General features: G+C 49.6%; 23 protein-coding genes, 3 tRNA genes and 1 other RNA gene. 15 read left to right on the top strand and 12 right to left on the bottom strand.

Annotated features, from left to right (window positions below; all coding sequences use genetic code 11):
* The first annotated feature begins 113 nt into the window (after window positions 1–113).
* Together gloA and rnt are read left to right on the top strand one after the other, a co-directional pair.
* Window positions 114–521 (top strand): lactoylglutathione lyase, encoded by a 408-nt coding sequence (gene gloA, locus ACF2G4_RS04360; RefSeq protein WP_215846925.1) that lies wholly within the window; start codon window positions 114–116, stop codon window positions 519–521.
* Between the two features lie 126 nt (window positions 522–647).
* Window positions 648–1316: a ribonuclease T gene (gene rnt / locus ACF2G4_RS04355; protein ID WP_215846926.1), complete on the top strand. Its 669-nt coding sequence runs from the start codon at window positions 648–650 to the stop codon at window positions 1314–1316.
* 36 nt (window positions 1317–1352) lie between these two features.
* Here rnt and ACF2G4_RS04350 read toward each other — a convergent pair whose 3' ends face one another.
* Entirely contained in the window at window positions 1353–1688 is a 336-nt protein-coding gene (locus tag ACF2G4_RS04350) for a Grx4 family monothiol glutaredoxin (protein WP_208612774.1), read from the bottom strand.
* 361 nt (window positions 1689–2049) lie between these two features.
* Between ACF2G4_RS04350 and ACF2G4_RS04345 the strand changes: the two genes are divergently transcribed.
* Window positions 2050–2826, top strand: a complete 777-nt coding sequence (locus tag ACF2G4_RS04345; protein WP_332627828.1) for a C40 family peptidase — start codon at window positions 2050–2052, stop codon at window positions 2824–2826.
* 43 nt (window positions 2827–2869) lie between these two features.
* Here ACF2G4_RS04345 and ACF2G4_RS04340 read toward each other — a convergent pair whose 3' ends face one another.
* Window positions 2870–2962, bottom strand: a complete 93-nt coding sequence (locus ACF2G4_RS04340) for a YnhF family membrane protein (protein ID WP_332627826.1) — start codon at window positions 2960–2962, stop codon at window positions 2870–2872.
* A gap of 277 nt (window positions 2963–3239) precedes the next feature.
* On the opposite strand from ACF2G4_RS04340, the gene purR reads away from it, so the two are divergent.
* Window positions 3240–4265: an HTH-type transcriptional repressor PurR gene (gene purR, locus ACF2G4_RS04335; RefSeq protein ID WP_215846928.1), complete on the top strand. Its 1026-nt coding sequence runs from the start codon at window positions 3240–3242 to the stop codon at window positions 4263–4265.
* Here the strand turns inward: purR and punR are convergent.
* A complete protein-coding gene (punR, locus tag ACF2G4_RS04330; RefSeq protein WP_215846929.1) occupies window positions 4262–5167 on the bottom strand; it encodes a DNA-binding transcriptional activator PunR in 906 nt (301 codons plus the stop codon). The genes purR and punR overlap by 4 nt on opposite strands.
* Before the next feature lie 107 nt (window positions 5168–5274).
* Here punR and punC point away from each other — a divergent pair, with 107 nt between their 5' ends.
* A complete protein-coding gene (gene punC, locus ACF2G4_RS04325) occupies window positions 5275–6477 on the top strand; it encodes a purine nucleoside transporter PunC (RefSeq protein WP_243078062.1) in 1203 nt (400 codons plus the stop codon).
* Between the two features lie 313 nt (window positions 6478–6790).
* The gene (gene cfa, locus ACF2G4_RS04320; protein WP_409075563.1) at window positions 6791–7939 is read left to right on the top strand and encodes a cyclopropane fatty acyl phospholipid synthase; all 1149 of its coding nucleotides are present in this window, start codon (window positions 6791–6793) and stop codon (window positions 7937–7939) included.
* 44 nt (window positions 7940–7983) lie between these two features.
* On the opposite strand, the gene ACF2G4_RS04315 is transcribed toward cfa, so the two are convergent.
* On the bottom strand, window positions 7984–8637 hold the full coding sequence (locus tag ACF2G4_RS04315; RefSeq protein WP_215846932.1) for a riboflavin synthase subunit alpha: 654 nt from the start codon (window positions 8635–8637) through the stop codon (window positions 7984–7986).
* A 203-nt stretch (window positions 8638–8840) separates the two neighbouring features.
* Here ACF2G4_RS04315 and ACF2G4_RS04310 point away from each other — a divergent pair, with 203 nt between their 5' ends.
* From ACF2G4_RS04310 to ACF2G4_RS04285, 6 genes are all read left to right on the top strand, one after another.
* Complete coding sequence (locus ACF2G4_RS04310) at window positions 8841–10214, top strand: MATE family efflux transporter (RefSeq protein WP_243078065.1); 1374 nt, start codon at window positions 8841–8843, stop codon at window positions 10212–10214.
* Window positions 10215–10367: 153 nt separating this feature from the next.
* Window positions 10368–10444: transfer RNA gene (locus ACF2G4_RS04305), tRNA-Val, on the top strand.
* A 3-nt stretch (window positions 10445–10447) separates the two neighbouring features.
* Window positions 10448–10524 (top strand) — tRNA-Val (locus ACF2G4_RS04300).
* Between the two features lie 10 nt (window positions 10525–10534).
* A tRNA-Val gene (locus ACF2G4_RS04295) sits at window positions 10535–10611 on the top strand.
* Window positions 10612–10955: 344 nt separating this feature from the next.
* Window positions 10956–12368 carry a pyruvate kinase PykF gene (gene pykF / locus ACF2G4_RS04290; RefSeq protein ID WP_215846933.1) on the top strand — a complete coding sequence of 471 codons (1413 nt, stop codon included), beginning with the start codon at window positions 10956–10958 and terminating at the stop codon, window positions 12366–12368.
* A gap of 303 nt (window positions 12369–12671) precedes the next feature.
* Window positions 12672–12908, top strand: coding sequence for a major outer membrane lipoprotein (locus ACF2G4_RS04285; protein ID WP_006118977.1), 237 nt, complete (start codon window positions 12672–12674; stop codon window positions 12906–12908).
* Window positions 12909–12977: 69 nt separating this feature from the next.
* On the opposite strand, the gene ACF2G4_RS04280 is transcribed toward ACF2G4_RS04285, so the two are convergent.
* From ACF2G4_RS04280 to sufA, 7 genes are read right to left on the bottom strand one after another with little or no spacing between them, the layout of a single operon-like run.
* Window positions 12978–14012 carry a L,D-transpeptidase family protein gene (locus ACF2G4_RS04280; RefSeq protein WP_215846934.1) on the bottom strand — a complete coding sequence of 345 codons (1035 nt, stop codon included), beginning with the start codon at window positions 14010–14012 and terminating at the stop codon, window positions 12978–12980.
* 56 nt (window positions 14013–14068) lie between these two features.
* Window positions 14069–14485, bottom strand: coding sequence for a cysteine desulfuration protein SufE (gene sufE, locus ACF2G4_RS04275; protein WP_243078067.1), 417 nt, complete (start codon window positions 14483–14485; stop codon window positions 14069–14071).
* Window positions 14486–14506: 21 nt separating this feature from the next.
* A complete protein-coding gene (sufS, locus tag ACF2G4_RS04270; protein WP_409075941.1) occupies window positions 14507–15730 on the bottom strand; it encodes a cysteine desulfurase SufS in 1224 nt (407 codons plus the stop codon).
* Window positions 15730–17007, bottom strand: coding sequence for a Fe-S cluster assembly protein SufD (gene sufD / locus ACF2G4_RS04265; RefSeq protein WP_215846936.1), 1278 nt, complete (start codon window positions 17005–17007; stop codon window positions 15730–15732). Before sufD ends, sufS begins: the two co-directional genes overlap by 1 nt.
* The gene (gene sufC, locus ACF2G4_RS04260) at window positions 16982–17728 is read right to left on the bottom strand and encodes a Fe-S cluster assembly ATPase SufC (RefSeq protein ID WP_215846937.1); all 747 of its coding nucleotides are present in this window, start codon (window positions 17726–17728) and stop codon (window positions 16982–16984) included. Before sufC ends, sufD begins: the two co-directional genes overlap by 26 nt.
* A gap of 43 nt (window positions 17729–17771) precedes the next feature.
* A complete protein-coding gene (gene sufB, locus ACF2G4_RS04255) occupies window positions 17772–19265 on the bottom strand; it encodes a Fe-S cluster assembly protein SufB (RefSeq protein WP_215846938.1) in 1494 nt (497 codons plus the stop codon).
* Between the two features lie 7 nt (window positions 19266–19272).
* The gene (gene sufA, locus ACF2G4_RS04250; RefSeq protein WP_215846939.1) at window positions 19273–19647 is read right to left on the bottom strand and encodes a Fe-S cluster assembly scaffold SufA; all 375 of its coding nucleotides are present in this window, start codon (window positions 19645–19647) and stop codon (window positions 19273–19275) included.
* A 390-nt stretch (window positions 19648–20037) separates the two neighbouring features.
* Between sufA and ACF2G4_RS04245 the strand changes: the two genes are divergently transcribed.
* The gene (locus tag ACF2G4_RS04245) at window positions 20038–20442 is read left to right on the top strand and encodes a hypothetical protein (protein WP_215846940.1); all 405 of its coding nucleotides are present in this window, start codon (window positions 20038–20040) and stop codon (window positions 20440–20442) included.
* A 33-nt stretch (window positions 20443–20475) separates the two neighbouring features.
* On the opposite strand, the gene ACF2G4_RS04240 is transcribed toward ACF2G4_RS04245, so the two are convergent.
* Window positions 20476–23529 (bottom strand): FAD-binding and (Fe-S)-binding domain-containing protein, encoded by a 3054-nt coding sequence (locus tag ACF2G4_RS04240; protein ID WP_332627817.1) that lies wholly within the window; start codon window positions 23527–23529, stop codon window positions 20476–20478.
* A 210-nt stretch (window positions 23530–23739) separates the two neighbouring features.
* Here ACF2G4_RS04240 and ydiK point away from each other — a divergent pair, with 210 nt between their 5' ends.
* Both ydiK and rprA read left to right on the top strand, forming a co-directional pair.
* Complete coding sequence (gene ydiK / locus ACF2G4_RS04235; RefSeq protein WP_409075562.1) at window positions 23740–24855, top strand: AI-2E family transporter YdiK; 1116 nt, start codon at window positions 23740–23742, stop codon at window positions 24853–24855.
* A 293-nt stretch (window positions 24856–25148) separates the two neighbouring features.
* An RNA gene (gene rprA / locus ACF2G4_RS04230) (antisense sRNA RprA) lies at window positions 25149–25237 on the top strand.
* The last annotated feature ends 15 nt before the right edge of the window (window positions 25238–25252 follow it).

Below are 25252 nucleotides of genomic sequence, written 5' to 3'. Positions count from 1 at the left end.
TGACTGTGCTGTCGTAACGTTTTGTTGCGGCAGCGATTATTCTTTCACTCTGTTCGTCGCTATACTTAGCGCTTGTGTCATCATTCGATGACGTTTTGATTAAAGAGGATGTTATGCGTTTACTTCACACCATGCTTCGCGTTGGCGATCTGCAACGCTCCATTGATTTTTATACTCGCGTGCTGGGTATGCGTTTACTGCGTCAGAGCGAAAATACCGAATATAAATATACGCTGGCGTTTGTAGGTTATACCGAAGAGAGCGAAGGTGCCGTGCTTGAATTGACCTACAACTGGGGCGTAGAGAGCTACGATCTGGGTAATGCTTATGGCCATATCGCATTGGGCGTGGATGATGCCGCTGCAGCGTGCGATCGTATTCGCAACGACGGTGGAAAAGTCACCCGTGAAGCGGGCCCGGTCAAAGGCGGCTCTACGATCATCGCTTTTGTGGAAGACCCAGATGGCTATAAAATCGAGTTAATCGAGAATAAAGACGCCGGTAAAGGTCTTGGTCACTAAACAAGATTGACTCAGCCTGCCCTTGTTGTCGGCAGGCTGATATTTCCCCAGCCCTTTGTGGCCTGCTGCACCCAACGCTGTTTTTTGTCATAATGCGCGCTGCCCATTCCCTGCAATGAGATCCTGATGTCTGAATCGAATTCCCCAAACGCGCTCAATCAACGCTTCCGCGGCTTCTTTCCGGTGGTTATTGATGTAGAAACCGCTGGCTTTAATGCGCAAACCGACGCGCTGTTAGAGATTGCCGCTACAACGCTGAAAATGGATGAAGATGGCTGGATTCACCTCGACCAGACGCTGCATTTTCACGTTGAGCCTTTTGAAGGCTCGCTGTTGCATCCCGAAGCGTTGGCTTTTACCGGCATCGACCCGCATAACCCGCTACGTGGCGCTGTCGATGAACATGACGCACTGCATGCCATTTTTAAAATGGTGCGCAAAGGGATCAAGGATACCGGCTGTAACCGTGCCATTATGGTGGCGCACAATGCGACCTTTGATTTGAACTTTATGAACGCTGCTGCTGAACGGGCCAACCTCAAGCGTAATCCTTTTCATCCCTTTGCTACTTTTGATACCGCAGCATTGAGCGGTTTAGTCTTGGGACAAACGGTTTTAGCGAAAGCGTGTAAAGCGGCAGGCATGGAGTTTGACAGTACACAGGCGCATTCTGCTCTTTATGATACTGAGCAAACTGCCACGCTGTTTTGTGAATTGGTTAATCGCTGGAAGCGGCTGGGTGGATGGCCCTTACCCTTTGCAGAAGGCGATGCGGCTGAAAGCGCCTCAGAATAGATAACGTAAAAAGGCCGACATTTGTCAGCCTTTTTCTTATTCCGCTTCTTTAAACTTCTCAGCGGTTTCTTTGATCAGCGATTGAAGTTCGCCACGCTGGAACATCTCAACGATAATGTCACAACCGCCGACCAGTTCGCCATCAATCCACAACTGTGGGAAAGTTGGCCAGTTTGCGTATTTCGGCAGTTCAGCACGAATATCTGGATTCTGCAGAATATCCACGTAAGCGAAACGCTCACCACAGGCTGACAGCGCCTGAACCGCCTGAGCAGAGAAACCACAGCTTGGCAGTTTCGGCGAGCCTTTCATGAACAGCAGGATCGGGTTTTCTGCGATCTGGCGCTGAATTTTTTCTACAGTACTCATAATTGCCTTCCTTAATTCGTCACTTCGTGTTTGTTTATTGTAGCGACTTCGCCCTCGGACTGAAAATGAGAATTTACTTTCGGAAGGTCAAACCGCCATGTTTGTTAAGTCGCTGTATAAGAAATAACACTCTCATATCATTAATGCGCATTAATGTATTAATAATTAGCAATAATTTCGCTGATATAAGGTGCTGAAATTGCTCATTTTCGCTCCAATTTCAATCAGCTAACAGATTAATAGAAAAAGGACTTACTTTTTTAAAAACATCTGGACTAGAATGGCCTCGGCACTGATCCTGGATCAGATTTTTCCAACCCTGTTATGGCCGTTTTTAACCTGACAGCTCAACTGTAACCGGACTATGCGTCTAATCATTACGCTTTTCATACTGGCTTTTGCCCAGCTGTTCTTTAACGTCGCATCTGCTTCACCGCATGCGCCGGTTAAGGCCAGCCAGCATAAAGTAGAGAAAAAAAGTGCACGCGAAGATGAGCGGCGTAAACGACGCCCGGTAAAAACCGCAGTTAAGAAATCCCGTCTGACTTCCGTTCAAAAACTTAAACTCAAAAAACAGAAGAAAGTCGAGTTAGTTGCACATAATACCTCCGCTAAAAAAATTACGCTTAAATCCTCAAGTAAACATTACGGTCGCCAGCGTTCATCAAAAGTTATCGCAGCCGAAACCAATGAGCTCGGTACGATTAAGATGAGTAAGGCCCATCGTCAGCGCTATCAAAAAGCGCGCGAGACAGCGATGGCAAAACTCATGGGCCAGTTGGGCAAACCTTATCAGTGGGGCGGTACTTCTCCACATACCGGGTTCGATTGCAGCGGTCTTGTATGGTATGCCTACAAAGATTTGTTGAAGTTTAAAATCCCCCGTACCGCCAATGAGATGTATCACCTGCGTGATGCTGCGCCGATCAAGCGAGAATTGCTTGAGAAAGGTGATTTAGTATTCTTTCGCATCAATGGACGCGGCACCGCCGATCACGTCGGCGTTTATTTAGGCGATGGGAAGTTTATTCAATCGCCGCGCACCGGCAAAGATATTCAGATCAGCGCATTAGGCGAAGATTACTGGCAGCGTCATTATATTGGTGCCCGACGAATGATGACGCCGAAAACCATACGATAGAATCATTAAGCATAAAAAAAGCCGGTTAAACCGGCTTTTTTTATTAATGCAAAATAGCGGTAAAGCTAAAAGCGACGATCATCAATAATGCCCCGCCAGTGGTCATCAATGCCAGTTTCATCTCGGTACTCATCATCTCTCCTTGGCCTCACAGTTTGTGTGGGTAAAGCATTTTCCCATAAGGCCCAGTAAAAATCTCGTTTTATCCGTTCAGCCTTGTTAGAATCCCGCCTTTGTTGCGCAACGCGCGCAACGTCGGTTCCGTTCGCTGTCTTCCTTTGGCTTTTTTTTCCGCACAGACGCCATATTACCGGCAAAAAAGCAGTATATTTGCGGGCAAAACCCTACGTTGACGCAAACGTTTAACATCATGCTTATCAACTAGTTAAGATAAGCTCGGGAGTCTCTTTTTCATGGCAACAATCAAAGATGTGGCGAAACGCGCGGGAGTTTCTACAACGACCGTCTCTCACGTCATTAATAAAACGCGTTTCGTGGCAGAGGAAACGCGTAATGCGGTCTGGCAAGCCATTCAGGAGCTGCATTATTCGCCGAGCGCAGTGGCGCGAAGCCTGAAGGTAAATCACACCAAAACGCTGGGATTGCTCGCCACCTCCAGCGAAGCGCCCTACTTTGCTGAAATCATTGAGGCTGTGGAAAATCACTGTTTTGACAAAGGCTACACCCTGATTTTAGGTAATGCGCATAACGATTTGCAAAAACAGCGCGCTTACCTGTCCATGATGGCGCAGAAACGCGTTGATGGCTTATTGGTGATGTGCTCCGAATATCCAGACGATCTGCTGAAGATGCTGGAAGAAAATCGCAATATTCCCATGGTGGTCATGGATTGGGGTGAATCGCGTGGCGATTTTACCGACACCGTGCTCGATAACGCCTTCCACGGCGGTTATCTTGCCGGGCGCTATTTAATCGAACGTGGACACCGCGACATTGGCGCAATTCCGGGCCAAATGGAACGCAACACGGGTGGCGGACGTCACGCAGGTTTCCTGAAGGCCATGGAAGAAGCCAATATCCAGCCTCGCGCAGAGTGGATCGTACAAGGTGACTTCGAGCCTGAGTCAGGTTATCAGGCGATGCAGCAAATCCTCTCGCAGAAACAAAGACCGACTGCCGTTTTTTGTGGTGGTGACATCATGGCGATGGGTGCCATTTGTGCCGCAGATGAAATGGGATTACGCGTCCCACAAGATATTTCCGTGATCGGTTATGACAACGTGCGCAACGCACGCTATTTCGCACCCGCATTAACTACCGTGCATCAGCCAAAAGCGGAGTTGGGGGAAAAAGCGTTGGATATGTTGTTGGATCGTATTACCAGTAAACGCGAAGAGTCTCAGACCATTGAGGTTCATCCCACACTGATTGAGCGTCGCTCAGTCGGTTATGGCCCTTTCCGCGATTACCGCCGTTAATCCTCACTTAACCATTCCTGATTAAGTGTTTGCGCATCACCTAGATAGCTGAGCAACCAACCCAGCGCCGGTGATGCGCGATCTTCCGCCCAGCTTACGCAGCAAGGACTTTCTGGAAAACTTTCCGGTAACGTGAGCTCAACCAGTTCACCTGAATCGAGTAACGGGCGAGCCAGATGCCCCGGCACCATGGCAACGCATAACCCCGCCAAAACACAATCCAACCCTGTTTGCCATTCCGGCACGACCAAACGTCGCTGATTGTCCAGCGTCCAGGTCATACGACGCGGCAGCGCCCGTGATGTATCTTCTAATACCAACGACGGCCAACTGCGCAAAGTGTCATCATCTAATGCCTCTGCCTGTGTTAAAGGATGCTCACGCATCACTACGCAGCGCCAGTTGAGCGCGCCCATATCTTTAAAGGCGAAGCGTCCGCCCACAGGAATAGCCTGGGTTGCCCCAATCGCGACGTCAACTCGCCCGTCTGCTAAGGCATCCCACACACCATTAAACACTTCGTAACTGATGATTAATTCCATGTCGGGAAAATGACGATAAAAGTCTTTCACTAACTGCCGCGTTCGTTCTGGTTTAACAATGCAGTCTACCGCGATGCTTAACTGCCCGCGCCAGCCATTTGCCAGTTGTTGACATTGACGTCGGGTTGCCAGCATTTTTTTGATAACAGTGCGTCCTTCGCGGACAAAATGTTCGCCTGCGGGGGTTAAAACCACTTCGCGATGATGACGTTCAAATAGCGGAACCGCCAACCAGGTTTCAAGCTGCCGTACCGTATAGCTGATGGCAGAAGGAACGCGGTGTAGTTCCTGTGCGGCTGCGCTAAAACTTCCACCGCGCGCTACCGCATCCACAACTTCTAATGCATATTCTGACCACATAATCTGCCTTCAAAATTTTTAACAGCCAATGGCAAATATTAACGTTTCACAGGTTTAAACGCACCTTTTACACTCTGCCGCGTTCATTCTGCAAAAATGAGAAAAAGATGTTATCGAATAAGAGCTTTATCCCTTACCTTGCGCTGCTCAGTATGCTGGGCTTTTTAGCAACAGACATGTATCTCCCCGCGTTCGGCGCCATGCAACAAACGTTTAATACGTCACCGGGTATCATCAGTGCCAGCATGAGCTTGTTCCTTGCGGGATTCGCCTGCGCGCAGCTTTTCTGGGGACCGCTGTCTGATCGCATTGGGCGCAAGCCCGTTTTACTCGCAGGCCTGACGCTGTTTGCCTTGGGCTGTGCAGGCATGTTGTGGGTGACTGACACTATTTTGATGCTGGTGCTGCGCTTTATTCAGGCGGTAGGTGTTTGTGCCGCAGCGGTGAGTTGGCAGGCTTTAGTGGTTGATCGCTATCCGCAGGCGCGCGCGAATAAGGTATTCGCGACGATTATGCCTTTGGTGGCACTTTCACCTGCGCTTGCGCCGCTGCTGGGCGCATGGCTTATCGGTCATTTTCATTGGCGTTCAATTTTTTTGGTTTTGACACTCACAGCAGTTGCATTGATTGCCGTGACGTTGCGTTTACCCTCCACACGTAAAGTCTCCAATAACGATCTGCAAAAGCCCGGTTTTATCACCCTGCTTCGCTCTTCGGTTTATCGCGGAAACGTCATAATTTACGCTGCCTGCTCGGCCAGCTTTTTTGCCTGGTTAACCGGCTCGCCCTTTATTTTGGCAGACATCGGATTAACGCCTGCCGATATTGGCTTGAGCTATGTGCCGCAAACCATCGCCTTTTTGATCGGTGGCTTTGGTTGTCGCGCCCTGCTCAATCGCTTTAACGGTGCGCAGCTATTGCCGTGGATGTTAGTCATTTACAGCGTGAGCATTCTGGTGCTGTTTGCTGTTGCACTGGCAGGTGTCAATAACCTGACGGCGCTGCTACTGCCGTTCTGCGGCATGGCGTTAGCTAACGGTGCAATTTATCCCATTGTCGTTTCCAGCGCCCTACAACCTTTTCCTCATGCAACGGGCAAAGCGGCAGCGCTGCAAAACTGTTTGCAATTAGGATTATGTTTCGCCGCCAGCCTTGCCGTTTCTGCGGGTTTGCAACATGCCTTACATACCACCACAATGATTATGGCACTGACGATCTTGCTTGCCCTGCTGGGATACCGTATCCAACGCCAGGTGAGCGCACAAACTGATGTTGCCTCGTCAAAATCCGTTTGCCAGGATAATCACTAAGGCGAAAGATTTTAATTAGCAACCTAACAATAAGTCATTGAATACTGACCCGAGTGATAATATACTCATTCGGGTCAATAAATCTGCTACAAATCAACAACATAATTAGAGTGTTTTTAGCGACTTTGTCGCTGGGATGGCGTCTGCACAATATCTCTGTTTTCTATTGTGAGAGACCAACATTGTTCCTTTTCAATCCTCTGTAATACGTCGGATATCAGGCGCACGGGCCATTCCGTGACTTTTCTCAAAACCCCTGAGAAATTGGCTATTCTTTTTCTCAGGTTCAGGTTGGACAGGTGATGGAGAAGCTATGAGTTCATCGTTTATAGAAGAAGTGAGCCTTGAAGAAAACCATTGGTATCGCATCGTTCATGAAATGCTGGAACAAGCAGATATCGAAATCAATGGTACTCGCCCCTGGGATATTCAGGTTATTAATCCTGATTTTTTCAAACGTGTCTTGCAGGAAGGTTCGCTCGGTTTAGGCGAAAGTTATATGGACGGCTGGTGGGAGTGTGAACAGCTGGATATATTTTTTCACCGCGTGCTTAAGCACAAACTGGACCAGAAATTACCGCACCATTTCAAAGATACTTTGCGCATTGCTGCCGCGCGATTAACGAATCTACAATCGAAAAAGCGCGCATGGATGGTAGGTAAAGAGCATTACGACTTAGGCAATGATTTATTTACGCTGATGCTCGATCCCTATATGCAATATTCCTGTGCTTACTGGAAAGACGCAACAACCTTAGAGGCGGCTCAGGAAGCCAAACTAGATATGATCTGCCGCAAGCTGCAGCTTGAGCCGGGTATGTCATTGTTAGATATTGGTTGCGGATGGGGCGGACTGGCCGCTTATGCGGCGCGCCATTATGGCGTTAAGGTATATGGCGTCACGATTTCAGCTGAACAGCAAAAACTGGCCCAGCAGCGCTGTGAAGGCTTGGATGTCACTATTCTGCTTCAGGATTATCGCGATCTTGATCGGCAATTTGATCGCATCGTTTCAGTGGGTATGTTTGAACACGTCGGCCCCAAAAATTACGCGACCTATTTCGATGTAGTGGATCGTAATTTAAAGCCTCATGGCCTTTTCTTACTTCACACTATTGGCGCCATTGTAACGGATATGAATGTTGATCCATGGATTGATAAATATATCTTCCCTAACGGCTGTTTACCCTCAATGCGCCATATTGCTGACGCCAGCGAGCCGCATTTTGTTATGGAAGACTGGCACAACTTTGGTGCTGATTATGACACGACATTAATGGCCTGGTACGCGCGTTTCTTACAGGCATGGCCTGAGCTGGCAGATAATTATGGTGAACGCTTTAAGCGCATGTTCTCATATTATCTGAATGCGTGTGCGGGCGCGTTTCGTGCTCGAGACATTCAGTTATGGCAAGTGGTGTTTAGCCGCGGTGTCGAAGGTGGGTTACGCGTGGCACGCTGAAGTCTGGATTAAAAGCAGAAGGCGCTCAATGCGCCTTCTGCTTTTTATTCTCGATCGCCCTGCTCGGATAATGCTTTAATCGCGGCGGACTCACGCTGAGCCAAAACGCGCTCTACCGTCTCCACAATCGCCTGTGTGTGTGGATCAATTTCAATGTTGATTCGATCCCCAAAGGTCTTCGCACCGAGCGTTGTCCGCTCCAGCGTTTCTGGGATCAGGTAGACACAAAACTTGGTTTTCGTGACATCACCCACTGTTAGACTAATACCATCAATGCCGACAAAACCTTTATGCAGAATATATTTCATCTGCGCCGGGTCCTGAATTTTAAACCAGACTTCACGGTTGTTTTCAGACTGGATAATTTTGCAGATTTCAGCAGTGGTCATAATATGACCTGACATCAGATGGCCACCAATTTCATCGCTGAATTTCGCTGCCCGCTCTATATTCACGATATCGCCCGGCTGTAGATCGCCAAGGTTGGTTACGCGCAATGTTTCTTTTATTAAATCGAAACTCACCAGATCGCCCTCAATAGCCGTAACGGTTAAACAACAACCGTTATGTGCTACCGATGCGCCCAATGCTAAACCTGGCAATAATTCTTGCGGCAGTCTGACTACATGGGTACGAAACAACTCTTTTTCTTCAATGGACACTATTTCTGCGGTGCCCTGCACAATACCGGTAAACATAGTCTTTGCCTCTGCGAAGTTTGCGCTAGTTTATCACAGCTATTGAAGGCTGTTAGGTTTCAGCCCTGCGTGTTGCTTTACAGCTTAGCAAAACGCATCGTGTGACAAAGATTGGCGAATCTTGTCACGCCAGTTACACTAAGCCGCGCTTTTCCCCGGGGCTTTCAACGTCCCTTCATTAATTAAATAAGTCAGGTGTTTACGTGCAGAAGTATTTAACAGAAGCGCGTCAATTGCTGGCCCTTGCGATTCCAGTCATCCTGGCTCAGGTGGCTCAAACCGCAATGGGATTTGTGGATACCATTATGGCCGGCGCAGTCAGCGCCACGGATATGGCCGCCGTTGCTGTCGGCACTTCCATTTGGCTTCCGGCCATCCTGTTTGGCCATGGTCTTCTTCTTGCATTGACGCCCACCGTTGCGCAACTCAACGGCTCAGGTCGCCGCGAACGCATCGGCGAACAAATTCGCCAGGGATTCTGGCTGGCCTTTTTTGTCTCTATTTTAATCATGCTGGTGCTGTGGAATGCGGGCTATTTGATTCGTTCGATGCATGACATCGATCCGCTGTTAGCCCTTAAAGCCGAGGGCTATCTCCATGCGCTGCTGTTCGGCGCGCCGGGCTATCTGTTTTTTCAGGTCCTGCGTAACCAGTGCGAGGGTATGTCAAAAACCAAACCAGGCATGGTATTAGGATTCCTCGGTTTGCTGGTGAATATCCCATTAAACTACATCTTTATTTATGGTCACTTCGGTATGCCCGCGCTGGGTGGTGTGGGATGTGGTGTGGCAACAGCATCGGTCTATTGGGTGATGTTCATCTGTATGCGCTTTTGGGTTCGCAGAATGGGCAGTATGCGCGACATTCGCATAGAGAGCCGCTGGTCACCTCCTTCGCGTCCTATCCTTAGCCGTTTGGTCACGCTGGGGCTGCCCGTAGCGTTGGCACTCTTTTTTGAAGTAACACTGTTTGCGGTCGTTGCACTTTTGGTTTCACCGCTTGGTATTATCAATGTCGCAGGCCACCAGATAGCGCTGAACTTTAGTTCTCTGATGTTCGTCTTGCCCTTATCACTGGGGGTCGCTACTACCATTCGCGTGGGTTACCGGTTGGGGCAAGGTTCCACCGAGCAAGCTCGCGTGGCAGCATGGACGGCCCAAGGCGTTGGCATCAGCATGGCGGCGATAACAGCGCTCTTTACCGTGACATTCCGCCACGACATTGCGCTGCTTTATACCGATAATCCTGAAGTTATTACATTAGCAGCCCAACTCATGCTGTTGGCCGCTATCTATCAATTCTCTGATTCTATTCAGGTTATTGGCAGCGGTATTTTACGCGGTTACAAAGATACGCGATCAATCTTCTTTATCACGTTTATTGCATACTGGCTGCTCGGCTTTCCAACGGGCTATATTCTGGCAATGACTGATTGGGTGCTGCCACGCCTGGGTCCGGCAGGCTTCTGGTGTGGCTTTATTATTGGCCTAACCTCTGCCGCAATAATGATGCTGTGGCGCATCCGACGTTTACAGCAGTTACCCACGCAATTAATTCTGACACGCGCGGCGCGCTAAGTCGTTGAACGGGCCTGAAAAGGCCCGTTATGTCTAAAAAAACGGCGCATAGTGCAGTTGCTCGACAGTCATCACGAAAAAAACATTTTTCCCCTTGCCAGTCTCTTAGCGTGCCGTTAATATTCGTCCCCGCTGTCGCCCTGACAGCATGTTGCGCTCTTAGCTCAGTTGGTTAGAGCACCACCTTGACATGGTGGGGGTCGATGGTTCGAGTCCATTAGAGCGCACCAAGTGCGTCCGTAGCTCAGTTGGTTAGAGCACCACCTTGACATGGTGGGGGTCGGTGGTTCGAGTCCACTCGGACGCACCAATTTTTAAATGCGCTCTTAGCTCAGTTGGTTAGAGCACCACCTTGACATGGTGGGGGTCGGTGGTTCGAGTCCACTAGAGCGCACCACTCTCATTTTTTATCCTGTTGCGCAAACCCCGTTTTTCTTGATCTACATCGCAAACCCGTACCGCTTTTTAATTGGTTTTCGCATACTTAGCGATTATACTGTGCCGCGTTGTTCACTTGAAAGGTTTCAGCGATCACGTGCTTACTGCGATAACTCAGATTATTTGCGCAACAACAACGTGGTGGTTATCTAGCGTAACCGCACAACTTCCCTGCACGCCTGGCCTTCGTCACCTATTCTTACTCTGTATCGCCCGTTTCGATTTCAATCAGAATTTTCACTTCGGTGCATCGCCATCGAATCTCAACCTTTATCATCCATCACAACTTATAGAAATCCTGTCATGAAAAAGACTAAGATCGTTTGTACTATCGGTCCAAAAACCGAATCTGAAGAGATGTTGACCCAACTGCTTGAAGCAGGCATGAACGTTATGCGCCTTAATTTTTCTCACGGCGACTACGCCGAACATGGCCAACGTATTACTAACATGCGCGCCGTGATTGAAAAAACCGGTCATCAGGCAGCCATCCTGCTGGACACTAAAGGTCCTGAAATTCGTACCATGAAGCTTGAAGGTGGCAATGATGCTTCCCTGAAAGCGGGTCAAACCTTTACCTTTACTACCGATCAAAGCGTCATTGGTAATAGCGAACGCGTTGCTGTGACTTATGCAGGCTTTACCGCTGATTTAAAAATCGGCAACACGGTATTAGTAGATGACGGCTTAATCGGCATGGAAGTGACCGAAGTCACTGAAAACACCGTGGTTTGCAAAGTGTTGAACAACGGTGATCTCGGTGAAAACAAAGGCGTAAACTTGCCAGGCGTATCTATTCAACTGCCTGCATTAGCTGAAAAAGATAAGCGCGACCTGATTTTCGGTTGTGAGCAAGGCGTAGATTTCGTTGCGGCTTCTTTCATCCGTAAACGTTCTGATGTGCTGGAAATCCGTGAGCACCTTAAGCAGCATGGCGGCGAGCATATCCAGATCATCTCTAAGATTGAAAACCAGGAAGGCCTGAACAACTTCGACGAAATCCTTGAAGCTTCTGACGGCATCATGGTTGCACGTGGTGACTTAGGTGTTGAGATCCCGGTTGAAGAAGTGATCTTCGCTCAGAAGATGATGATCAAAAAATGTAATAAAGCACGCAAAGTGGTGATTACCGCTACGCAGATGCTGGATTCGATGATCAAAAACCCACGCCCTACTCGCGCTGAAGCGGGTGACGTTGCCAACGCCATTCTGGACGGCACCGATGCCGTTATGCTGTCTGGTGAGAGCGCTAAAGGTAAATATCCGCTGGAATCGGTCACCATCATGGCGACCATCTGCGAACGTACCGATCGCGTCATGAAATCACGCATCGATAGCCAAAACGATACCCGCAAACTGCGCATCACCGAAGCCGTTTGTCGTGGTGCTGTTGAAACCGCAGAAAAACTGGAAGCGCCATTGATTGTGGTTGCAACCGAAGGCGGCAAGTCAGCGAAAGCAGTACGTAAATATTTCCCTAACGCCACCATTCTGGCGCTGACTACCAACGCGACCACAGCGCGTCAGTTAATTCTGAGCAAAGGGATAGAAACCCGTTTAGTGTCCGAAATTGCTTCAACGGATGATTTCTATCGTCTGGGTAAAGAAGCGGCATTAGAAAGTGGCTATGGTCAGAAAGGCGATGTTGTCGTGCTAGTATCCGGTGCGTTAGTACCAAGTGGAACCACAAATACTGCCTCAGTACACGTACTTTAATTAATAATTGAGTATTTATTTAAAAGCGCCTTCAGGGGCGCTTTTTTTATTTTGTACTTAATACAAATGCAGGAAAATTCCAATAGAAAATAACTATTCAAATTCGCTTTAAATTAAGGTTAATCCGATTAAATCTCTCTGTTTTCGCTAAATTTTTTTATCATATTCTGCTAACCGCTGCTTCTTTGAGCGAACGATCATGTTTAAGCATCTTCTCATGAAAAATTTATTCTCAACTTAAAAAGCTTTGTGTAATACTTGTAACGCTACATGGAGATTAACTCAATCTAGAGGGTATAAATAATGAATCGTACTAAACTGGTACTGGGCGCGGTAATTCTGGGTTCAACTCTGCTGGCTGGTTGCTCAAGCAACGCTAAAATCGACCAGCTGTCTTCAGACGTTCAGACTCTGAACGCTAAAGTTGACCAACTGAGCAACGACGTGAACGCAGTGCGTTCAGACGTTCAGGCTGCTAAAGATGACGCAGCACGCGCTAACCAGCGTCTGGACAACCAGGCTCACTCTTACCGCAAGTAAGAGTTCTGGTTTAAAAATGGCGCCCTTGAGGCGCCATTTTTTTTGCTTATCATTCCTGACTCAAATGTATTATTGAGGCAATGTCTCAGCACTCTCACCCATTGCCTGACTGATGGTCGCGCTTTGTCCTTCCTGCGCTCCCTGCAACACAGCTGGCAGCGGCGTATCATCCTTAACCTTCTCACCGCTACTCACCAATATCGGCATCCCTGAGCGGCGTTCTATTGTCGCCTTGATCAGTGCCGTGTCGCTCTTATCACTTTTCATAAAGCTTTTGAGATTAGCGCTTAACGCAATCGGCATGGTTTGTGGGTCATCTTTGTCGGTACGTGACAGCGGCTGATGCGCTTCCACATAGCGTTTACCGTCAGGCTCCACCGCATACTTCACCGGCTGGTTCACGATTTGCACCCGCGTACCTTTTGGCACGCTATTGAACAGCGCTTCGATATCTTCAGTACGCAGGCGAATACAGCCAGAACTTACGCGCATCCCGATACCAAATTTTGCATTGGTGCCATGAATAAGATATTGACCTGTTCCGCGCGCCAGACGCAACGCAAAGAGGCCCATCGGATTATCGGGGCCAGCAGGCACTACAGCAGGCAACGTAACGCCCTCTTTCGCATAACGCTTACGGATGTTCTGGGTAGGCGTCCAGGTCGGGTTAGGGACCTTCTGACTGATGCTGGTGACCATCGTTGGCGTTGCTGCACCTAACTGGCCAATCCCGATAGGATAAACGATCACTTTGTCTTCGCCTTTCGGATAGTAATAAAGGCGTAACTCCGCGAGATTGACCACAATGCCTTCGCGCGGCGTGTCAGGCAGAATCATCTGTAGCGGTACGGTCAGTTGTGTTCCCGCTTTCGGTAGCCAGGGATCGGTACCGGGATTCGCTTCCAGCATGCCCAGCAGCCCTACTTTGTATCGGGCAGCAATATCTTCAAGAGGACGTTTGTTATCGGGAACCTGGGTAAGCGTATTCTCACCAATCAGGCGACTATCAGGGGGAGGAAGAGGATATTCCGTGGCAAATGTGGGTGCAGAGAGCCCAAAACAGGTCAGCAGCAATGCACCGGCCATACATAAAGCAGGTTTCATGCAATTTTCTCTTTAGATAAAAAAACAGACGCCGGTTGGCGTCTGTGGAGTTTAGCTTAGGAGAGGTTCTGAGCGGTATGGCGAATAGACCGAATCATCGCTTCCAGCCCTTGCGAACGCGTGGGCGTGAGATGCTGCATCAAGGCCAGTTCACCGAACCAGTGACGCACATCGAGCGCGACAATATCAGCCGCAGAGAGGTTTTGATACAAACTAAAAACCACTGCAATCAATCCCTTAACGATCGCCGCATCACTGTCACCTTCAAAGGTGATGGTGCCATCTGCCTGTGGCGTCATTTTGATCCACACTTGGCTTTGGCACCCTGAGATCACGTTCTCAGGCTGATGCAAGCTTTCAGAGGATTCTGGAAGTTTTGCGCCCAGTTCAATGATGTAAAGATATTTCTCTTCCCAGTTAGCGCAACGATTGAAGTTGCGCACCAGCTTCTCTTTTTCTGGCAAATTCGCCATTTGTGACTCCGTTTACTCTACTCAACCACCCAGCAGACGATGAATACGCGTCAGGCCTGCCGCCAGGCGATCCACTTCCTCTTCACTGTTATAGAAAGTGAAAGAGGCGCGGCACATCGCTGGTACAGCGTAATGGCGCATCAGCGGCATGGCGCAATGATGTCCAGTACGAATCGCAATGCCGTATTGATCGAGGAAACTGCCCACATCAAACGCGTGATGCTTGCCGAGGTTAAAGGCGATCACGCCTGTGCGTGTTGGCGGCCCATAAATTTGAATATCTGGTACCGACGAAAGCTTGTCTAACGCATAGTTCATCAACACGCTTTCACGTTGATGAATGGTATCAAGTCCCAATGCTTGCACATAAGCTAACGCCGCGCCTAAACCGATAATGCCGCCCGTATTCGGTGTACCCGCTTCAAAGCGCCATGGCGACGTGTTCCACGTTGTGCCGGTTGGCAGCACTACGCTGGAAATCATTGAGCCGCCGCCTTCCCACGGTGGCATCGCGTCAAGCAACGCTTTGCGGCCGTACAAGATACCAATGCCGGTGGGTCCATATAATTTATGGCCGGAGAAGACGTAGAAGTCGCAGTCGATATCTTGCACATCGACTTTGTCGTGCATCACTGCTTGCGCACCATCAATCAGCGTGACCAATCCTGCTGCTTTGGCTTGCGCCACAAGCGCTTTGATAGGGTTGATCGTGCCAAGCACGTTAGAAACGTGCGTCACCGCCAGCAGGCGTGTACGGTTATCAATCAAGCCTGCAAGCTGATCTACAGCCAGTTCACCGTTATCGGTTAATGGCAGAACGCGGATTTCAGCACCGGTACGCTCAGCCACCATCTGCCACGGCACGATGTTGGCATGATGCTCCATCTCCGTAATAATCAGGTTGTCGCCAGGCTGCAGCTGACTGCCGCCCCAGCTGTTAGCAACCAGGTTAATACCTTCTGTGGTGCCTTTAACAAATACAATTTCTTCTGGCGAAGAGGCATTCAGAAAACGTGCAGCCTGATCGCGCACGTTTTCCATGTCACTGGTCGCTTGGGCGCTCAAGGTATGAATGCCACGATGCACGGCTGCATAGCCGTGCTGATAAAAATGGCTTTCGGCATTAATCACCGCCAGCGGACGTTGTGCGCTGGCCGCGCTATCAAGGTAGGCCAGCGGATGACCGTTGACCTCACGCTTCAGGATAGGAAAATCCTCCCTGATCCGCTCGAGATCGAATTTCATCATGCATCGCCTCCAGGAAAGCGTTCAGCAATACGCTGCAGTACTGCTACACGCAGCACCTCATTTTCCAGTGTTTCAGTCAATTCCGCCGCAAAAGCATGAATGATCATGGTCTGTGCTGCATCCTGTTTAATACCGCGTGAACGCAGGTAGAACATCTGCTCGTCATCAATGCGACCTATCGTTGCACCGTGACCACACTTCACATCATCCGCATAAATTTCGAGCTGCGGTTTGGTGTCCACTTCCGCCAAACGCCCCAGCAACAGGTTGTTGTTGGTCATCTTCCCGTCAGTTTTCAGCGCGTGCTTGGCCACTTTAATATGACCATTAAATACCGCACGCCCTTTGTCACGCACGATGGTTTTGTGCATCTGACGACTGGTGCAATAGCCTTTGTTGTGCTCCAGATAAGTACGGGTATCCGCTACTTCCTGTTTCACTGGCAACACCAAGCTGTTAATTGCCAGCTGGGTGTTTTCACCGTTCAGCTGCGAGCTGGTGTTGTGACGCGTCAGGCCTGCGCCCAGCAAGAAGCTGGTGCTGCTGACGTCTGCATCACGACCAATGACAATATCATTGTGCGCAAAGTGATAGCTTTCGCTGCTTTCAAACGCCAGCTTGGTGTGCTTCAACCGTGCGTTATCAGCCACGTCAAACGTAAAACGTGAGCCCGTGAAATGCGTGGTCGCATTCAGCGTCACGTAATGCTCGATGATTTCCGCCTCGGCGCCTTGTTCAAGCTGCAGATGATGACGGTGATGTACCGTGTTCATACCATCTTGTTGACCGCTAGTGATATGCAGCAAATACAGCGGACGCGCCGCAGATTTGCCACGCGCCAGGCGAATCGACGTCACCTCTTCCGCCAGACTTTCCGTCAGGTGCAAAAAGACTTCCGGTTGAACAGGTGCAGGCAGCGGACGGCGTTCGGCCGCCAGGCTGTGCTGAATCTCAAACAGTTCAGTATCACGTGTGCTTAAAGCGGCCTGAAAACGGCCATCAACAAACACCAGGCGGATAGCGTCAAGCGGTAAGGCAAAACCATCAACCTGTTCGGCACTGAGCGCTTGCCCCTGCGGAAGAACAAACTGCTGAGACAGCAGCGTATCTAGCGGGGTGTATTTCCAGTTTTCATGCTTGCGGGTCGGTAAACCCACACGCATTAGCTGCTGCCAATGTTGCTGAGCCTGCAGCGAACGGACTTCACCACGTGATTCAAACAGGTGATGCCACTGTTGCAGCGCGTTCTCACTCTTCGTCGGTAAGCCAGCCATAACCCTGCTCCTCCAGCTGTTTCACCAGCGAGAAATCGCCAGATTTAACAATTTTGCCCTGATACAGCACGTGCACGAAATCTGGTTTGATGTAATCCAGAATACGTTGATAGTGCGTAACGATAATGAAAGCACGCTTCTCGTCGCGCAGGCTGTTTACGCCGTTTGCTACGGTTTTCAGCGCATCGATATCCAGACCGGAGTCGGTTTCATCAAGGATGCACAGCTCTGGCTCCAGCGCGGCCATTTGCAGAATATCGTTACGTTTTTTCTCACCGCCGGAGAAGCCAACATTGACTGAACGGGTCAGCAAATCTTCTGGCATTTTCAGCAGATGAATTTTGTCTTCAATGAAATCCTGGAAATCAAAGCGATCTAACTCTTCCTGCTGGCGATATTTACGTACCGCGTTTACCGAGGTTTGCAGGAAGAACTGATTGCTGACGCCTGGAATTTCTACAGGATATTGAAACGCCATGAAGATGCCTTCGCCTGCGCGTTCTTCAGGTTCCAGTTCCAGCAAATCTTTGCCTTTGAACGTTACCGAACCGCCAGTTACTTCGTAATCTTCACGCCCCGCCAGCGTAGCTGACAGCGTACTTTTACCGGAGCCGTTTGGGCCCATGATGGCGTGAACTTCACCCGGTTTAATCTCAAGGTTCAGACCGCGCAGAATGGCTTTGTCTTCAACGCTAACCTGTAAATCTTTAATGCTTAACATACTTAATCCTTCACATTGCTTCCGGCAACGCATGTGCCGGCAATCAGCCCACACTGTGCTCAAGACTGATAGCTAACAGTTTTTGTGCTTCCACGGCGAATTCCAGTGGCAGCTCAGAGAAAACGTCTTTACAGAAACCATTGACGATCATTGAAATCGCATCTTCTTCACTGATACCGCGCTGCAGACAATAGAACATCTGATCTTCGCCGATACGTGACGTCGTCGCTTCGTGCTCAAGCTGCGCCGTATTGTTACGCGTTTCAACATACGGGAAGGTATGTGCGCCACAATCAGGGCCGATAAGCATGGAATCGCACTGAGTGAAGTTACGTGCATTCGTTGCGGTTGGCATAATTTTCACCAGCCCGCGATAGGTATTTTGGCTCTTACCGGCAGAAATACCTTTAGAGATGATGGTCGACTTGGTGTTTTTACCAATGTGAATCATCTTGGTGCCGGTATCCGCTTGCTGACGGCCGCTGGTCAAGGCAACGGAATAGAATTCGCCAACCGAATAGTCGCCACGCAGAATGCAGCTTGGGTATTTCCAGGTAATTGCCGATCCGGTTTCAGACTGCGTCCACGACATTTTGCTGTGGTCGCCCTCACACAGCGCGCGCTTGGTAACGAAGTTTAAAATACCGCCTTCGCCTTCGCCGCCTGGGAACCAGTTCTGGACCGTTGAATATTTTACTTCGGCATTTTTGTGGATGATCACTTCTACTACCGCTGCGTGCAGCTGATAGGTATCACGCACAGGCGCAGAACATCCTTCGATATAGCTGACGTAGCTGTCTTCGTCGGCAATCAAAATGGTGCGCTCAAACTGACCCGTTTTCGCCGCATTGATGCGGAAATAGGTCGACAACTCCATTGGGCAACGCACCCCTTTCGGGATGTAAACAAAGGTGCCATCGGAGGCGACTGCAGAGTTCAGCGCGGCGAAGAAGTTATCGTTCGGCGGGACAACCGTGCCGAGATATTTTTTCACCAGCTCAGGGTGATCATGAATCGCTTCGCCGAATGAGCAGAAAATAATACCCTGCTCAGCCAGTTTGCCGCGATAGGTCGTGGCGACGGAAACGGAGTCAAAAATGGCATCCACAGCCACTTCCCGGCCTTCACGTACCGGAACGCCCAGCTGGTTAAACGCGTTTTCAACTTCCTGCGTCAGATAATCGCTGGCAGGTGTGCTGCCAGAAGCTTGAGTTGCTCCCGGTTCAGATTCACAGCTGTCATCGCAGTTACCGCAAGAAGGCGCGGAGTAATAGCTGTAATCCTGATAATCGAGCTTCTCGTAATGCGCTTTCAGCCAGTGCGGCTCTTCCATTTCAAGCCAGGCGCGAAAGGCTTTTAGACGAAACTCCAGCATCCACTCTGGCTCGTTACGCTTAGCCGAGATCGCGCGCACCACATCTTCATTGATGCCGTGAGCAAATTCTTCGGTTTGCAATTGGGTAAAGAAGCCCTCTTTGTAATTGAGCTTGCCTTCCCACATTTGTACATCGTCAGATGCTTCGCTGTGTCGTGACATATTTCACTTACTCGACGCCAAAGCTTTCACCACACCCGCAGGCGTGCTGAGCTTTAGGGTTATTGAATTTAAAGATCTGATTCAGGCCTTCGCGAACGTAATCCACTTCGGTGCCATCAACAAACGGCATCGCCTGAAGCGGCACAAACAGAGTTGCGCCATGAAACGAGAACTGAAGATCGTCATCGACTGGTTGTTTAACCAGATCCATAACATAACCAAAACCGGCACAGCCGGATTGTTTGATGCCCAGTCGCAAGCCCTTGACTTCCGGGTCCTGTGCGACCAGATTGAGAATTTGCTGCGCTGCGGTTTCGGTCAGTGTTAACCCTTTCCAGACGAAATCGTCAGGTGAGAAAGAGTCTGCATTAACAGATGCCATGTTGATACCTCTTGAGTCCGGACCTTTTCAGGCTATCCCCCTATGGTAGTGATCTGCGTGATCACTTCAACCTCTTGTTTTGCAGGGATAATCATCTTGTGCTGTTTTTAATTGCTGCTTTATTAAGCATAGCCTCTTCAACTCACTTTGCGGCGAGACAGCCAATATGAAGAGGCATGATGTAACCTGTTAATAAATAGTGAAATTTATTTTCACCACTTTCTGGTAAAAGCGTAATTGATAGGTTACGCCTTTCTGCGATGTAAACAGATTGTTATTTCCAATTGTTTTAACAGGCGAGATAAATCGATAAATATTTCTGCCCGGCAATTGCAATCCTGACCTAATTGAATATGATAATTATTATCATTCACGCTTCAGGATGGCTTTATGACGCTTTCTGTCTCAGCCTGGCTTCAGCACAAAATCGACGAATATACGTTTTCAATGCGCGATATCACCGTCGACTTTTATATGTCGCAGGCAAAACTTGATCGGGCCGACTGTACTATTCAACAGTTACGCCAGTTCAACGATACCTGTCTGGATATGGCTGAAATCTGCCAGCTTAATGGTGACGATCACAGCTATCTGCATGCGATGGGTAAACTGCATCACCGTTTAGTGCAGGAAATGGGTAATGCCGATCGCGATCGCCTGTTCCGCATTCAGGCCTACCAACTTGCGCGTTTATCACTCACTCGTCTTTGTCATCAACTGGCGATGGTCGGCGAGTGGGACAAAGCGACCACGCTGCAAAGCGACTTTGTCCGCCACGCGGGCTGGATATTCTAATCCAGCCACGTCGTGACGTCGCGCACAATTTTTTTACACTATCTCTAACAATGCCTGAAGTGGATGACGCATGCCATTACCTTCAACGCGTTTCACTTGGCTGCGGCAGGAATACCCCGTTGCCAGACAGCGCTGTCGCGGGAGCTTTTGCAACTGTGGGTGCCAGGAAAGTGCGTAAATCCCTAACGAGTTTTCGAGGTTTTTGCTTTCGTGACCGTAAGTTCCCGCCATGCCACAACAGCCAACATTGACGTTTTCTAACTTAGCGCCAAAGCGGGAGAAAATATCTTGCCAATGATTAGGCGTGGCAGGTAACGCAGTGACTTCCGTACAGTGCGCAAACAAATACCAGGCTTCTCCGCTACTGTTCTGCACGGCTCGCTCAGCTAGCGCAGTTTGCAACCATTCATGCACCAGCTGAACGTTGAAGTCGCCGCGAGCTTCACCCAACGTTTGGCGATATTCATCGCGATAACACAACACGGTAGCGGGATCGACGCCCACCATCGGCATGTCCAGTTTTGCCATACGATTCAGGAAATCGGCCGTTTTACTGGCGGTACGCGCAAAGCGTTGCAGAAAACCTTTCACATGCTGCGCTTTGCCGTTCGGAGAGAACGGCAGCAGCACCGGACGATAGCCTAGCTTCTCAATCAGCTTTACAAAGTCATTAACCAGCTTCGCTTCATAAAAACTGGTAAACGGATCCTGCACCACCAGCACATACTCTTTACGCTGTGTATGGCTTACGGCCTCCAGCTGTTCCAGCGTCATATTCATGGCGGAATGACCACTTAGCTGCTGCTTAAGCGTAGGTGACGAAAGCAGCGGCAAATCAACCATGCCAATGTGCTTTTTACTCATATCACGCATCCAGGGTTGCCTGAGGAAGTAGTTAAACACCTTTGGCGCTTTCGCCATTAGCGGCGCATAACTCTCTACCGCAGCCACCAGATGATCGCCTATCGGACGCAGATAGCGCGTGTGGTAAAGCTGAAGGAAGCGTGAGCGGAAGTTAGGCACATCAATTTTGATCGGGCACTGTGTCGAACACGCTTTACAGGCCAGGCAGCCTGACATCGCCTCTTTGACCTCATGCGAAAAATCATATTCACCTTTATTCGCATGCCAGCTGTTACGCGTGCGACTTATAAAGGTACGCATTGAAACCCGATTTTCAGGCAGCTGTTTTTCCAACTCAAGCGGATCAACGCCCTGCTCTGCCAATAGCCGTAACCATTCACGTGTCAGCGTAGCGCGCCCTTTCGGCGAGTGAATGCGGTTGCGGGTGATTTTCATCGACGGACACATCGGACTGCGCGCATCAAAATTGAAGCACAAGCCGTTGCCGTTACATTCCATTGCACCACGCCAGTCGTTACGCACCGTCAGCGGAATCTGACGATCGTAAGTACCGCGTTTCACCGCATCAACCTGCATCATTTCCGCATGACTTTCGAAGGGTGTACAAATTTTGCCTGGGTTCAGACGGTTATGCGGATCGAAAACCGTTTTAATACGACGCAGTTCGTTGAACAGCGTTTCGCCGAAAAAGGCGGGACTGTATTGTGCGCGGAAGCCTTTACCGTGTTCCCCCCACAACAAACCGCCGTAGCGTGCTGTCAGCGCCACGACTTCATCGGAGATCTGTTTCATCAGCATCTCCTGTTGAGGATCGCACATATCCAGCGCTGGACGCACATGTAAAACACCGGCATCCACATGACCAAACATGCCGTAACTCAAGCCGTGACCATCCAGTAACGCGCGGAACTCAACGATATAGTCAGCAAGATTTTCTGGCGGCACTGCCGTATCTTCCACAAAGGGAATCGGTTTGGCGCGGCCCTTGGCATTACCCAATAGTCCCACTGCTTTTTTACGCATGTTATAGATGCGCTCAATACCGTCGAGTTCGTTGCAAAGCTGATAGCCAATCACGCCGCCCTGCTGCTGAAGCATTAATTCATCCAGCCGCACGCACAAACCACTGATCTGACGCTCAATGAGTTCGGCGTTATCACCCGCAAACTCTACGATGTTCAGTCCCTGCATATCTTTTTCCGGCACATCCGCGATCAGTTCTTTAACGGAATGCCAGACGATATCTTCACGCGCCAGGTTCAACACTTTTGAATCGACCGTTTCCACCGACAACGCTTTTGCTTCAACCATAAATGGCGCGTTACGCAGCGCTGAATCAAAAGAGTCATATTTGATGTTAACCAGTCGACGTACTTTCGGAATGGGTGTGATATCCAGTCGCGCCTCGGTAATGAAAGCCAGTGTGCCTTCTGCGCCACACAGCAGACGCGTCAGGTCAAAGGTTTGCAAATCGTCGCTAAAGACGTGGCGCAAGTCATATCCGGTCAGGAATCGATTGAGCTTGGGGAACTTTTCCAGGATTAATTCGCGTTGCTCGCGACAGCGGGCTAACACCTGCTGATAAATACGACCTTCCGGAGTTTGGGTTTGCGCCAGCGTTTCCGCTAATGCGGTTGCCATCGGCCGGGTATCAAGGATATCGCCGCCTAACAACACCGCGCGTAAACCTAAAACGTGATCGGACGTTTTACCGTAAACCAACGAACCCTGTCCTGAAGCATCGGTATTGATCATTCCGCCGAGTGTCGCACGGTTACTGGTCGATAATTCCGGTGAAAAGAAGAAGCCAAACGGCTTTAGATAGGCATTGAGCTGATCTTTAATCACGCCCGCTTCAACCCGCACCCATCCTTGTTCGGGATTGATTTCCAAAATGCGGTTCATGTGTCGCGACATGTCGACAATAATGCCCTGATTGAGCGACTGTCCGTTGGTGCCAGTCCCGCCGCCGCGTGGCGTAAAGATCAAGCTGCCGAAGCGCTCCTCACCCGCTAAACGGGCAATAAGCGCCACATCAGCAGTTGAACGGGGGAACAGCACCGCATCAGGCAGCAACTGATAAATGCTGTTGTCGGTGGACAGCGAAAGACGATCGGCATAGCTGGTCGCGGTGTCGCCGGTAAAGCCTTGCTCTTTCAGCGACTCAAGGAACGTCAGCACCAGTTGAACGAGGCCTGGCGCCTGGGAAATCTGTGGGATCATGAGTGTGAGACCGAGATGTTGTAAACGTTTGCGTCTGCATTATTTGCGTTAATCCTTCGTTTTATCACATTTTTAATCGGGCTGCCGTTTTTTCAAGAAACGTAAAATCGTTTCCTTTGCACCCTGTTTAAACGGCATTAAATAGCCCATGATTAAGCTGGGCGCATAAAGCCCGGAATTGAAGGATTCAAACGAGGTCATGAGTCACTTATGAAAAGCCTGTACCGGGATATGGATCTACCGCAGATACTGTTCACCCTGATGTTTATTCTCCTGCTGATCGCTGCCTGTTTATGGGTGGTGCAGCCTTTTATTCTGGGCTTTGCCTGGGCCAGTATGGTGGTGATTGCAACCTGGCCACTGATGTTGAAGTTACAAAACCTTTTATGGGGAAGACGTTCATTAGCGGTCATCGCCATGACGATTATTTTGCTGCTGCTGTTTATCTTTCCCATCGCGTTATTGGTCAACAGCTTGATCGATAATAGCGCGCCCGTTTTTGCATGGGCAACGCAAAGCCATATGATGCCAGAGCTGACCTGGCTGAACAGCATTCCGATGATTGGCGAGAAACTTTATTCCAGCTATCACAAGTTAGTGGCAGGTGGCGGTGCGGCAATCATGACGCAAGTGCAGCCTTATATTGGCCGCACCACCGGATTTTTCGTGGCACAAGCTGGCCATTTTGGCCGCTTCATGATCCACCTTGCCGTCATGCTGCTGTTTAGCGTGTTGCTTTACTGGCGCGGTGAGCAAGCTGCACACGGTATCCGCCACTTTGCCTTTCGTATGGCAGGCAGGCGTGGTGATGCGGCAGTATTACTGGCTGGACAAGCGATTCGCGCTGTGGCGTTGGGCGTAGTGGTGACGGCGTTAGTGCAAGGCATATTGGGCGGCATTGGGCTGGCCATTTCTGGCATCCCTTATGCCACGCTACTAACTGTATTGATGATTCTTTGCTGCCTGGTGCAAATCGGCCCGCTTTTAGTCTTGGTGCCCGCCATCATTTACCTTTACTGGAGCGGTGACACCACCTGGGGCACGGTATTACTTATCTGGAGTTGCGTGGTCGGCACGCTGGATAACGTGCTGCGTCCGATGCTGATCCGACTAGGCGCTGACTTGCCAATGATCCTGATTTTGTCTGGCGTGATTGGCGGATTAATCGCCTTTGGCATGATTGGACTGTTTATTGGTCCCGTGGTGCTGGCGGTCTCTTATCGTCTGGTGTCGGTCTGGACGCATGAAGCTCCTCCGCCCGGCGATGATCCCTTGGCTGTGGTCGAAGAACTCGCCGAGCACGACGAAGAAAATCCAGTCGTCTAATCCCTTTATCCCTTCTCCTTACAATGATTAGGGCGGTTAATGGTAGTTAACCGCCCCGATTCTTTTTTGTCACAACATTATTTTTATCCATTAGCGAACTTTAAGAAAAAAGCCAGTTTCCGGGCAAATTACCGCTAACATGCTTAAAAAAGATTATTTTATGCACTGTTTTTTAACCCAAACGGCCTGGTAAACGTGACAAAATATTATTGGCTTTAAACTAATAAGAGGATTCTTAAAGACGCCAGGGGGCCGGGTGAATAACATGTTTCTTATGTTTTGAATCAAACCCCTGATTTCTAAAACAACCTTATTTCCCTGAGTAAGAAAAGAATTGCTGTGTGTAGTCTTTGCCCATCCCCTGTGATGGGCTTTTTTTTGTCTGCCAGACAATAAA

The organism is Pantoea phytostimulans (genome assembly GCF_046118715.1).
Taxonomy (GTDB): Bacteria; Pseudomonadota; Gammaproteobacteria; order Enterobacterales; family Enterobacteriaceae; genus Pantoea; species Pantoea phytostimulans.
The sequence above is the reverse complement of the archived record's forward strand: the minus strand, read 5'-3'. Positions and strand labels throughout refer to the sequence as shown.

What these genes read in the sequence shown, in the direction of transcription:
- gloA (WP_215846925.1), top strand. Translation starts at nt 114, where the DNA reads ATGCGTTTACTTCACACCATGCTTCGCGTTGGCGATCTGCAACGCTCC.
- ACF2G4_RS04340 (WP_332627826.1), bottom strand. Translation starts at nt 2,962, where the DNA reads ATGATGAGTACCGAGATGAAACTGGCATTGATGACCACTGGCGGGGCA.
- sufD (WP_215846936.1), bottom strand. Translation starts at nt 17,007, where the DNA reads ATGGCTGGCTTACCGACGAAGAGTGAGAACGCGCTGCAACAGTGGCAT.
- ACF2G4_RS04240 (WP_332627817.1), bottom strand. Translation starts at nt 23,529, where the DNA reads ATGATCCCACAGATTTCCCAGGCGCCAGGCCTCGTTCAACTGGTGCTG.
- sufS (WP_409075941.1), bottom strand. Translation starts at nt 15,730, where the DNA reads ATGAAATTCGATCTCGAGCGGATCAGGGAGGATTTTCCTATCCTGAAG.
- sufA (WP_215846939.1), bottom strand. Translation starts at nt 19,647, where the DNA reads ATGGCATCTGTTAATGCAGACTCTTTCTCACCTGACGATTTCGTCTGG.
- sufC (WP_215846937.1), bottom strand. Translation starts at nt 17,728, where the DNA reads ATGTTAAGCATTAAAGATTTACAGGTTAGCGTTGAAGACAAAGCCATT.
- punR (WP_215846929.1), bottom strand. Translation starts at nt 5,167, where the DNA reads ATGTGGTCAGAATATGCATTAGAAGTTGTGGATGCGGTAGCGCGCGGT.
- cfa (WP_409075563.1), top strand. Translation starts at nt 6,791, where the DNA reads ATGAGTTCATCGTTTATAGAAGAAGTGAGCCTTGAAGAAAACCATTGG.
- sufE (WP_243078067.1), bottom strand. Translation starts at nt 14,485, where the DNA reads ATGGCGAATTTGCCAGAAAAAGAGAAGCTGGTGCGCAACTTCAATCGT.
- rnt (WP_215846926.1), top strand. Translation starts at nt 648, where the DNA reads ATGTCTGAATCGAATTCCCCAAACGCGCTCAATCAACGCTTCCGCGGC.
- punC (WP_243078062.1), top strand. Translation starts at nt 5,275, where the DNA reads ATGTTATCGAATAAGAGCTTTATCCCTTACCTTGCGCTGCTCAGTATG.
- ACF2G4_RS04315 (WP_215846932.1), bottom strand. Translation starts at nt 8,637, where the DNA reads ATGTTTACCGGTATTGTGCAGGGCACCGCAGAAATAGTGTCCATTGAA.
- ydiK (WP_409075562.1), top strand. Translation starts at nt 23,740, where the DNA reads ATGAAAAGCCTGTACCGGGATATGGATCTACCGCAGATACTGTTCACC.
- ACF2G4_RS04285 (WP_006118977.1), top strand. Translation starts at nt 12,672, where the DNA reads ATGAATCGTACTAAACTGGTACTGGGCGCGGTAATTCTGGGTTCAACT.
- ACF2G4_RS04245 (WP_215846940.1), top strand. Translation starts at nt 20,038, where the DNA reads ATGACGCTTTCTGTCTCAGCCTGGCTTCAGCACAAAATCGACGAATAT.
- purR (WP_215846928.1), top strand. Translation starts at nt 3,240, where the DNA reads ATGGCAACAATCAAAGATGTGGCGAAACGCGCGGGAGTTTCTACAACG.
- sufB (WP_215846938.1), bottom strand. Translation starts at nt 19,265, where the DNA reads ATGTCACGACACAGCGAAGCATCTGACGATGTACAAATGTGGGAAGGC.
- ACF2G4_RS04280 (WP_215846934.1), bottom strand. Translation starts at nt 14,012, where the DNA reads ATGAAACCTGCTTTATGTATGGCCGGTGCATTGCTGCTGACCTGTTTT.
- ACF2G4_RS04345 (WP_332627828.1), top strand. Translation starts at nt 2,050, where the DNA reads ATGCGTCTAATCATTACGCTTTTCATACTGGCTTTTGCCCAGCTGTTC.
- pykF (WP_215846933.1), top strand. Translation starts at nt 10,956, where the DNA reads ATGAAAAAGACTAAGATCGTTTGTACTATCGGTCCAAAAACCGAATCT.